The organism is Serratia sp. HMSC15F11, assembly GCF_001808215.1.
Taxonomy (GTDB): Bacteria; Pseudomonadota; Gammaproteobacteria; order Enterobacterales; family Enterobacteriaceae; genus Serratia; species Serratia nevei.
In genome coordinates, this window is sequence record NZ_KV792399.1 from 59,437 (window position 1) to 68,774 (window position 9,338).

The window sequence follows — 9,338 nt, forward strand, 5'->3', positions numbered from 1 at the left end:
CCCGCCGCGGCGGGGGAGAAAAAAGCTCAGGGAGGCGAGGTGCGGGCGAAGCTTTCGCGGGCGAACAGGCGTTCGGCCAGCTTGACCAGCGCCGGGCGCTCGACGCACCAGTTGGGCAGGATGCGGCGGAAATTGAGGTAGCCCAGCGCGCAGCCGGTGGCGATATCCGCCAGCGTCAGCCGCTCGGCATTGAGCCACGTTTTTTCCCGCGCCAGCGCCTCCAGCGCATCCAACCCCTGCGTCAGTTTGTCACGCTGGCGCAGCATCCAGTTTTCGTCCTGTTTTTCCGGCGCGCGCCGGCTTTCGCGAAACAGGGTCGCTGCCGCTTCGGTCACGCCGTCCGCCAGCGCCGCCACCTGGCGGACGCGCAACGCGGCGGCGCGATCGGCCGGCAAGAACGCCGGTTCCACCGCCAGCAGCTCAAGGTATTCGGCCACCACCGGCGAGTCGTAAAACACCTCGCCGTCATCGGCGATCAGCACCGGCACCTTGGCGAGTGGGTTCAGCTCCTTCACCCGGCTGCCGGGTTCATACGGCGGATCGTTGACGAATTCGAACGCTATCCCCTTCTCCAGCAGCATCACGGAAATCTTGCGCACAAAGGGACTGGTGTAACTGCCGATAAGCTTCATCCGTTCTCCTCCGCTTCGTCCTGGCCGCGGCGCGGCGCCCTTACTTCACCGCCAGGGTATCGATAATCCGCTGCACCAGCGCCTGGTGCACTTCCGGCGTTTTGGCCGGCGACAGCATTTGCAGCGTCACCACCCGCTTGTTGAACACCGTCAGCACCAGCGTGGACACCACCTTCTGCCCGTTGACGGTCTGCTCGGTATCCACCCGGCGAAACTTCTGTTTGCCGACGGTGAAGTTCTCTTCTTTGGTGGTCTGGATATTCTGATAGCGCTCGGCCAGCACCGTGATGGCGCTCTGCGCCAGCTCTTTCAGCATTTTGTCGCTGGTGTTGAGCTTCATGTCGTCCGGCGGGATCACCTCGGACGAAACCGCGCTCTGGCGCGACTTGCCGTCAAGGAAGCGCTGAATGGTGGAGGTGTTGTCGTTGATGATGCCGCTGTTCAGCGTCTGATCGCTAAAGCCCGGCGGCAGCTCGAAGGTGATTTTGCCCTTCTGCAACGACACGCTCAGCCCCGGCGGCGCGGGCGGGGTTTCTGCCGGCGCAGGCGGCGGCGGTGGCGCGGGCTGCGTCACGGTCGGCTTGGTGTCCGGTGGCGGTACCGCCGGTTTGGTGTCGTCTTTGTTGTCGCAGGCCGCCAGCCCCATCGCCAGCACGGCGACCGCGGTCAATTTTGCCAGGGTGTTTAACATCGTGGTTCCTTTCGCTTGGCGCGTTATGGCCTAAACGTAGCAACTCGCCCGGGCGAATGCCAGAAGCCCGTTCTGAAATTGCTGGTCCGGCCCCGCGCGAACGGGGCCGGGCGGTTACTCCGCCGGGAACAGGAACGGATTGATGCTGCTGCGGCCGAAGCCTTCTTCTTCCATGCGGGCGTCCAGCACCAGCGAAGCCAGATCGTCGGCCACCGCTTCGACCTGCGGATCTTTTTCCTGATAGAGGATCTTCAGGTAAGTGCCGCAGTCGCCGCAGCTCTCCGCCTTCACCGCCGCCTGCTCGCTGTCCAGCGACCAGTAGTTGAGATCGCGGGTCTGCTCGCAGTTGCTGCACTTCACCCGCACCACGTGCCATTCGCTTTCGCACAGGTTGCAGTGCAGGTAGCGCAGGCCGTTGACGGTGCCGATGTGCACCATGCTGGAAACCGGGATGCTGCCGCACACCGGGCAGAACTGGCGCTGCTCGCCGTATTCGGCGCGCGCCTTGCCGGGGATCAGGCTGGCCATCTGCGCCCAATAGAGCGACAGCGCGGCCCAGAGGAACGGTGCCTTCTCGCTGCCCACCTTGCCGAACTCACGGTTGAGCAAGGCGTCGGCCATCAGCTCCAGCTCGTGTGCCGAGGCTTTCTCCAGGTTGTCCAGCACCGCCAGGATATGCTCCGGCGCCTGCGGGCGCAGCTCGGCGATCAGCGACGTCAGCAGCTTGCGCCAGTGCTCGCTGCGCGGGAACACGCTCAGATCGAGCGGCGGTTTGCCGCTGGCGGCGCCCTGCGCCAGCGCTTCGCTCAGATCGAGCTCCAGCGGGTTATCGTGCAGCGCATGCTGCTGCGCCTGCGCCAGCTCGGCAGCGAAGTTCAGGTAGTCGCCCAGCGGATTGTCGACCGCCAGCTGACGCAGACGATCGGCGCGGCGGCTGTACAGGCTTTTCAGGTTGGCGAAAAGTAACGGCGGGATATTCTCCGCCGTTGTGGACTTCTCACGCTGTGCCCCTAACTGCTCTTTAGGAACGATGCGGATACTCATCAGGGTTTATCTTCCTGTCGTTTCTCGCGGACCTCACGGTACCAGCGCGGATGATGTTTCTTGGCCCAGGCCGCCGGCACCCAGCCTTCCACCATCGCGGTAATGGTGCCTTTTACCCACAATGCGGCGTAAATGTGCACCATAATCACGATAATCAGGCCGACCGCGGCCAGCGAATGCACCAGCAGCGCGATGCGGATCAGCGGGATGGAGAACGACGGCGCAAAATATGGCCGCCAGATCACCACGCCGCTGGCCAGCAGCAGCACCAGGCTGATAATCGCCGCCCAGAACACGCACTTCTGGCCAAAATTATAGCGCCCGGTGTCACCCACTTCCTCGTTCATGGCGATTTTGTGGATGTTCTTGGCCCAGACGATATCTTCCCGGTTGATCAGGTTATGCTTCCAGTAGCGCAGGAACATCAGCAGGAACGCGGCAAACATGATCACCCCGACAAACGGGTGCAGAATGCGCGCCAGCTGCGGCGTCCCGAAGATGTTCATCAGCCAGTTGAAGGAGGGGAAGAAGAACCCCAGCCCGCTGATGGCGGCGAACACGAAGCAGAACGCCACGATCCAGTGGTTGATGCGCTCCGGTGCGCTGTAACGCTGAATGGGCTTTTCCTTTCTCATTTGCGCGTCTCCTCGTCATGCGACTCGTCGTGCTCGTCCTCATCGTCGACGCGGTTAGGCCCGACGCCGACGTAGTGGAACACGCTGGCCGCGAAGGTGGCGGCAAAGCCGATGGCCGCCAGGGGTTTCCACACGCCCTTCCAGAAGGTCACCGCCGGGCTGATGCTCGGGTTGTCCGGCAAACCGTGGTACAGCTGCGGTTTGTCGGCGTGGTGCAGCACGTACATCACGTGCGTGCCGCCCACCCCCGCCGGATCGTACAGACCGGCGTTCTGGTAGCCGCGGGTGTTCAGCTCGCTGACGCGATCTGCCGCCACCTGCTTCATCGCTTCCTTGGTGCCGAAGTGAATGGCGCCGGTCGGGCAGGTTTTCACGCAGGCCGGTTCCTGGCCGACGTCCACGCGGTCGACGCACAGGGTGCACTTGTACACCCGGTTGTCGTCCTTGTTCATGCGCGGTACGTCGAACGGGCAGCCGGCGATGCAGTAGCCGCAGCCGATGCAGTGCTCGGACTGGAAGTCGACGATGCCGTTGGCGTACTGAATGATCGCGCCTTCCGACGGGCAGGCCTTCAGGCAGCCCGGATCGGCGCAGTGCATGCAGCCATCCTTGCGGATCAGCCATTCCAGCTTGCCGTTTTCCTCCACCTCGGAGAAGCGCATCACCGTCCACGACTTGGCGGTCAGATCGGCGGGGTTATCGTACACCCCGACGTTGTGCCCCACCTCGTCGCGGATGTCGTTCCATTCGGAACAGGCCACCTGACAGGCCTTGCAGCCGATACAGGTAGTGACATCGATCAGTTTGGCCACTTCTTCCTGGTGGTCACGGGCGCGCGGCGCCGGCGTGAAACCATTGGTGGCGGATTTACGAATGATGTCTTGAGATTGCATGGCCATAATTCGTCTCCGTTACACCTTTTCCACATTGACCAGGAACGCCTTGAACTCCGGCGTTTGCGTATTGGCGTCGCCGACGAACGGCGTCAGCGTGTTGGCGATAAAGCCTTTCTTCGCCACCCCTTCGTAACCCCAGTGGATCGGGATGCCGATGGTGTCGACTTCCTGGCCGTGCACCTGCAGCGTGCGAATGCGCTTGGTCACCACCGCCTTGGCCTTGATGTAGCCGCGGTTGGAACTGACCTTCACGGTGTCGCCCTGCTTGATGCCTTTCTTCTCCGCCAGCTTCTCGCCGATTTCCACGAACTGCTCCGGCTGCGCGATGGCGTTCAGCCGCGCGTGCTTGGTCCAGTAGTGGAAGTGCTCGGTCAGACGATAGGTGGTGCCGACGTAAGGGAACTTGTCGGATTTGCCCATCGCCGCCAGATCGTCCTTGAACACGCGCGCCGCCGGGTTGGACACCACGTTCGGGTGCAGCGGGTTGGTGCCGAGCGGCGTTTCGAACGGCTCGTAGTGTTCAGGGAACGGCCCTTCCGCCATCTTATCGGTGGCGAACAGGCGGCCCATGCCTTCCGGCTGCATGATGAACGGCCCGACGTCGCTGCCCGGCGCGGCGGTGCTGTAGTCCGGGATATCGGCCCCGACCCACTTGGCGCCGTCCCACTCCAGCAGCTGGCGTTTCGGATCCCACGGTTTACCCTGCGGGTCCGCCGAGGCGCGGTTGTACAGGATGCGGCGGTTGAGCGGCCATGCCCAGGCCCAGCCCAGCGTATTGCCGAGGCCGGACGGATCGGCGTTGTCGCGCCGCGCCATCTGGTTGCCGGCCGGCGTCCAGCTGCCGGCGAAGATCCAGCAGCCGCTGGCGGTGGTGCCGTCGTCGCGCAGCTGCGCGAACGAGCTGAGCAGCTCGCCTTTTTTCACCAGCACTTTGCCGTCGGCATCCAGCAGATCCGCCAGCGCCTTGCCGTTGTTCTCCTGCGCCACCTCTTCCGGCGCCGGGTTGTCCGGCGTCAGGTAGTCCCAGCGCATGTTCAGCACCTGTTCCGGCACCGCACCGCCGTCGCGCGCATACATCTCGCGCAGGCGGCTGAAGATGCCCGCCAGGATCTCGCCGTCGTTCAGCGCTTCGCCCGGGGCATCTGCACCTTTCCAGTGCCACTGCAGCCAGCGGCCGGAGTTGACGATCGAGCCGTTTTCTTCGGCGAAGCAGGTAGACGGCAGGCGGAACACTTCGGTCTGGATCTGCGACGAATCGACGTCGTTGAACTCGCCGTGGTTCTGCCAGAAGTTGGAGGTCTCGGTGTTCAACGGATCGATGGTCACCAGGAACTTCAGCTTGGACAGCGAAGCCACTACCTTGTTTTTATTCGGGAACGACGCCACCGGGTTAAAGCCCTGGCAGAAGTAGCCGTTGACCTTGCCCTGCGCCATCATCTCGAAGTACTGCAGCACGTCGTAGCCTTTGTCCCACTTCGGCAACCAGTCAAAGCCCCAGCTGTTGTCCTTCTGCGCCTTGTCGCCGTAGAAGGTCTTCATCATGCTGACGAAGAATTTCGGGTAGTTGCCCCAGTAGTTCACCTGGCCCGGCAGCAGCGCCTTCGGCGTGTTGGCCTTCAGGTAGGTGTCGAGATCGGTCTGTTTCTCCGACGGCAGCGTCATGTAGCCCGGCAGGCTCTGCGACAGCAGGCCGAGATCGGTCAGCCCCTGGATGTTGGAGTGGCCGCGCAGCGCGTTGACGCCGCCGCCCGCCATGCCCATGTTGCCGAGCAGCAGCTGGATCATCGCCATGGTGCGGATGTTCTGCGCGCCGACCGAGTGCTGAGTCCAGCCCAGGGCGTACAGGAACGAAGCGGTTTTATCCGCGACGCAGGTTTCGGCGATGTATTCGCACACCTTGAGGAAATCGTCCTTCGGCGTGCCGCAGATGTTGGTCACCACGTCCGGCGTGTAGCGGCTCACGTGCTGTTTCAGCATGTTCCACACGCAGCGCGGATCCTGCAGCGTGACGTCGCGCTTGGCGAAGCCGTTCTCGTCGAACTGGTAGTTCCAGGTGGTTTTGTCGTACTTGCGGTTTTCCGCGTCGTAGCCGCTGAACAAGCCGTCTTCGAAGGCAAAGTCTTCCCGCACCAGCAGGCTGGCGTTGGTGTAGGCCTCGACGTATTCGCGGTTGAACTTGTTGTTGGTCATCAGATACAGCAACACGCCCGACAGGAAAGCGATGTCGGTCCCGGAGCGGATCGGCGTGTAGAAGTCCGCCACCGATGCGGTTCGGGTAAAGCGCGGATCGATCACGATCAGCTTGGCATTGTTGTGTATTTTGGCTTCCATCGCCCAGCGGAACCCCACCGGATGCGCTTCCGCCGCATTACCGCCCATGACGATAATCAAATTCGCGTTCTTGATATCAACCCAGTGGTTGGTCATCGCACCGCGACCAAATGTTGGAGCAAGACTTGCTACCGTTGGTCCGTGTCAGACACGCGCCTGGTTGTCTACGGCAAGCATGCCGAGAGCGCGACTAAATTTTTGCGACAGAAAACCGGTTTCGTTGCTGGCGGCCGAGGCGCACAGCATGCCGGTGGTCAGCCAACGGTTGACGGTAACGCCCTGGTCGTTGGTTTTGATGAAGTTGGCGTCACGGTCTTCTTTCACCAGCTTGGCGATGCGGGTAAAGGCGTCGTCCCAGCTGATACGTTGCCATTTGTCCGACCCCGGCGCCCGGTATTCCGGGTACTTGAGGCGGCTTTCGCTGTGGATGAAGTCAACCAGGCCGGCGCCTTTCGGGCAAAGCGCACCGCGGTTTACCGGGTGATCCGGATCCCCTTCGATATGGAAAATGCTTTCTTTGGCGTTTTTGGCGCCATCACCAAGGCTGTACATCAACAGCCCACAGCCGACGGAACAATACGTACAGGTATTACGGGTCTCGCGGGCGCGCAGCAGTTTGTACTGCCGGGTTTCCGCCAACGCCACTTCGGGGGCAAAGCCCAGCGCGGCCACCGTCGTTCCTGCCATACCGCCAGCGCAGATCTTAAAGAACTGCCTTCTGCTGACCTGCATGGGGGTCTCCTTTACTCTCGATTGTCACATTGTTCAAATGCGCCTGCCCCGCTAGCGCGGCAAACGCGAATGTCACTGTTGTTATGCTTGCTACGAACGCCGGCCATATTACCACAGCGTGCTTGTGGTTGTTACACACTCGTGCTCATTCAGTGAACGCATTGGCACATTTCGATACATTTCGGCGTTGGTGCTCCCTACAGTATAGAGAGTAACCCACGCGCCGGATCGACGGCTTGAGGCGGCCACCCGCCGCCCTCTTCTATCAGTATGTTAGCGCAGCGATTCGTTCATTAACCACACAGTTCACAGGGCATTGATAATCATTTTCAATATCATTTAATTAACTATAATGATCCGACTGCTTACGCGGTGCTCGCCCTTTGCGCCGCCCATACACCACTGGAGATGATGATTATGAGTTATTCACTGCCATCCCTGCCGTACGCTTACGACGCACTGGAACCGCATTTCGACAAGCAGACGATGGAAATCCATCACACCAAACACCACCAGACCTACGTCAACAACGCCAACACCGTGCTGGAAGCCTACCCTGAGCTGGCCAAATACAGCGTTGAAGAGCTGATCCAGGATCTGGATAAAGTGCCTGCCGACAAACGCACCTTCATGCGCAACAACGCCGGCGGCCACGCCAACCACAGCTTCTTCTGGAAAAACCTGAAAACCGGCACCACGCTGGGCGGCGATCTGAAAGCGGCCATCGAGCGCGATTTCGGCAGCGTTGAGAAATTCCAGGAAGAGTTCGAGAAAGCCGCAGCCACCCGCTTCGGTTCCGGTTGGGCCTGGCTGGTGCTGAAAGACGGCAAACTGGCCGTGGTGTCTACCGCTAACCAGGACAGCCCGCTGATGGGCGAAGCCGTCGCCGGCGCTTCCGGTTTCCCAATCATCGGTCTGGACGTGTGGGAACACGCTTACTACCTGAAATATCAGAACAAACGCCCTGACTACATCAAGGCGTTCTGGAACGTGGTCAACTGGGACGAAGCCGCCGCACGCTTCGCCGCGAAGAAGTAATTCGCCCCCGTTGATGAAGATACCCGCCACCGGCGGGTATTTTTTTGCCTGAAATCCGCTAAAGTTTGACCACTTCTTGCCGATGGTTTGTTCAATTGACGTTCGCCCGGAGAAGGAAAAACGCTATGGCGGCATTGCAAGCATTAGCAGGAAAGTTCACTCATCTCACCGTAGGTAAAAAGCTCGGTCTCGGCTTCGCGCTGTTGCTGCTGTTGGCGGTCGTCATCGCCGGCACCGGGGCGCAATATCTGCACATCATCGAATCCCGCGCCGATCGCATCGACTTCAGCAACCGGCTGAACGAGGAGATCAACCAGGCCAAATACAATCGCGCCATGTACGGCCAGACCTACCGGCCGGAGTACATCCAGAACAACCGCGCCAATATTGAGAACGCCGTCAAACTGATAGACCAGGGGCAGGCGCTGGACTGGGACGCCCAAAGCCGCAAGGATCTGCAGCGTCTGGTGACGCTGATCGGGGAATATCAACAGCAGCAAAAAGTCTTTGAGCAGGCGGTCACGGCGAAAGACGCAGTGCGCCAGAGCTGGAACATGTCGGAAGTGCAGGCCAGCCTGAGCCAGGTGGAACGCCAGCTGACCAACAGCGATCTGCAGCTGGCCTTTATCCAACTGAACCAGAAGCTGACCCAGGTGCGCTACGGCGCGCGCGGCCTGCTACTGAGCCTGAACAAGGAAACTGAAGCCCCGCTGATGGCGGCCATTGACGACGCGCGCGACGCGGCCAACGCCCTGAGCCGCCGGGTCAGCGACGCGCAGCGCCCGCAGCTGCAGCCGCTGCTGGCCGCCCTGGACGATTACAAAAACCGCATCGCGGCTTACCTACCGGCCTATGAGCACGAGCAGCAGATCAGCCGGCAGCTCGGCGAACGCGCGCAAGCGATCGGCATGCTGGTCAACGCCTTTATGCAGGACGAGCTGGTGCAGACGCGCAACAACATCAATCTGGCGCAGCTGCAAATGGGCATCACCACCCTGATCGCCATCATCGCCGGGGTGCTTATCGCCTGGCGCATCACGCTGCAGATCACCCGTCCGCTGCACAGCACGCTGGCCATGGCGGAACGCATCGCCGGCGGCGACCTGCGCCAGGCGCAGACCAGCACCCGCCGCGACGAGCTGGGGCAGCTGCTGAACGCGGTGGCGGCCATGAGCCAAAATCTGCGCACCATGATTGAGAAGATCCAGATGGGGGTCAGCCAGGTTTCTACCGCCTCTGCGGAAATCGCCGCCGGCAACACCGATCTCTCTTCCCGCACCGAGCAGCAGGCGGCGGCGGTCGAGGAAACCGCCGCCAGCATGGAACAGCTGACCGCCAC

The 9,338-nt window shown here is 61.4% G+C and carries 8 protein-coding genes; 2 read left to right on the top strand and 6 right to left on the bottom strand.

Features of this window, described 5'->3' with window-relative positions:
- Positions 1-26: 26 nt before the first annotated feature.
- From HMPREF3138_RS04255 to fdnG, 6 genes are all read right to left on the bottom strand, one after another.
- A complete protein-coding gene (locus HMPREF3138_RS04255) occupies positions 27-632 on the bottom strand; it encodes a glutathione S-transferase (protein ID WP_038875954.1) in 606 nt (201 codons plus the stop codon).
- Between the two features lie 40 nt (positions 633-672).
- Positions 673-1,323, bottom strand: coding sequence for a DcrB/PsbP domain-containing protein (locus HMPREF3138_RS04260; RefSeq protein ID WP_038875956.1), 651 nt, complete (start codon positions 1,321-1,323; stop codon positions 673-675).
- A 114-nt stretch (positions 1,324-1,437) separates the two neighbouring features.
- Complete coding sequence (gene fdhE, locus HMPREF3138_RS04265) at positions 1,438-2,367, bottom strand: formate dehydrogenase accessory protein FdhE (RefSeq protein WP_038875958.1); 930 nt, start codon at positions 2,365-2,367, stop codon at positions 1,438-1,440.
- Entirely contained in the window at positions 2,367-3,002 is a 636-nt protein-coding gene (gene fdoI / locus HMPREF3138_RS04270) for a formate dehydrogenase cytochrome b556 subunit (protein ID WP_004934017.1), read from the bottom strand. Before fdoI ends, fdhE begins: the two co-directional genes overlap by 1 nt.
- Positions 2,999-3,901: a formate dehydrogenase subunit beta gene (gene fdxH / locus HMPREF3138_RS04275; RefSeq protein ID WP_033649532.1), complete on the bottom strand. Its 903-nt coding sequence runs from the start codon at positions 3,899-3,901 to the stop codon at positions 2,999-3,001. The genes fdoI and fdxH overlap by 4 nt, the downstream gene beginning before the upstream one ends.
- A gap of 12 nt (positions 3,902-3,913) precedes the next feature.
- On the bottom strand, positions 3,914-6,961 hold the full coding sequence (gene fdnG, locus HMPREF3138_RS04280; RefSeq protein WP_094300722.1) for a formate dehydrogenase-N subunit alpha: 3,048 nt from the start codon (positions 6,959-6,961) through the stop codon (positions 3,914-3,916).
- 417 nt (positions 6,962-7,378) lie between these two features.
- On the opposite strand from fdnG, the gene sodA reads away from it, so the two are divergent.
- Positions 7,379-7,999, top strand: a complete 621-nt coding sequence (gene sodA, locus HMPREF3138_RS04290; RefSeq protein WP_004934003.1) for a superoxide dismutase [Mn] — start codon at positions 7,379-7,381, stop codon at positions 7,997-7,999.
- Between the two features lie 125 nt (positions 8,000-8,124).
- The coding region (locus HMPREF3138_RS26960; protein ID WP_246828709.1) for a methyl-accepting chemotaxis protein at positions 8,125-9,338 on the top strand (1,214 nt) is incomplete at its 3' end.